The 881-nt window shown below is 64.8% G+C and carries 2 protein-coding genes; both read left to right on the top strand.

Going from position 1 to position 881, the window contains the following annotated elements:
* The first annotated feature begins 192 nt into the window (after window positions 1-192).
* A complete protein-coding gene (locus G3480_RS26955; RefSeq protein WP_164657255.1) occupies window positions 193-357 on the top strand; it encodes a hypothetical protein in 165 nt (54 codons plus the stop codon).
* 42 nt (window positions 358-399) lie between these two features.
* Window positions 400-690, top strand: a complete 291-nt coding sequence (locus tag G3480_RS26960; RefSeq protein WP_276611765.1) for a toprim domain-containing protein — start codon at window positions 400-402, stop codon at window positions 688-690.
* Window positions 691-881 lie beyond the last annotated feature (191 nt).

An 881-nucleotide genomic window follows, 5' to 3' on the forward strand; every position in this document is an offset into this window, starting at 1 on the left:
AGATCCTCTGGGGTTTGGCTCCATTTCACGAGATCCAGCTCAAGCATACACAAATCACTCCGGTAATTCGGTGAAGGCGCCTGCGAACCGTGTGCGCAGCACGGGTTTCAGGCGACCACAGAAAGTTACGCATCCCGCTCTGGGCGCGGTTTAGCTGAGTTTCTTGGCGTCGCCCGCAACACGCTATCCAATGTGCGGGCGGGCCGCGGCAGTCTGGGACCGCGCCCACGCCTGCGCATCCTCAATCGGTTTGCGCCCTTCGACACCGAGCGGGTCGATGCGGTGCTGAGTTCGACCGATGCCTTGATTGCGGCCGTTCAGGAGTGGATGGAGCGAGATCATGCCGATCAGGCGTAGGCTCAGAAGCCATTGGCGCGGGCATCCTGATGAGCGCTCGCCATGACGACGGTCGTCCTCGCCGAAAAGCCCAGTGTCGCCCGTGACCTCGCGCGGGTGCTCGGAGCCGGGCGCAAGGGCGAGGGGTATTTGGAAGGCAACGGCTACCGCGTGACCTGGGCGCTGGGCCATCTGGTCCATCTCGCCGAGCCGGACGAGTACGGAGAGGCCTGGGCCGGGCGCTGGTCGGCCGAGCCGCTACCGATGATCCCGGAGCGTTGGAAGCTGCGCATCGGCAAAGCGACCGCGAAGCAGTTCAAAACAGCGAATTTGATGGTTGTGCGATCAAGCTAGGTGATGGGCGTCAGCGGTGGTGGTTGGTGGGCTTCGCGCGCCCGGCGTGTAGGGCGGGCGTGCGAGGTGGGTGAAGGGCGGTGGTTGGTCTAGAACACGGGGGGATCGTCGACGTCCGTAGCACCGTCGCACTGATCGGGTGGTTGGCGCTGCGCGGGGGTGTGGTCGGCGTCATAGCGCTGCAGCTGGCC

The organism is Thiorhodococcus mannitoliphagus (genome assembly GCF_010915725.1).
Taxonomy (GTDB): domain Bacteria; phylum Pseudomonadota; class Gammaproteobacteria; order Chromatiales; family Chromatiaceae; genus Thiorhodococcus; species Thiorhodococcus mannitoliphagus.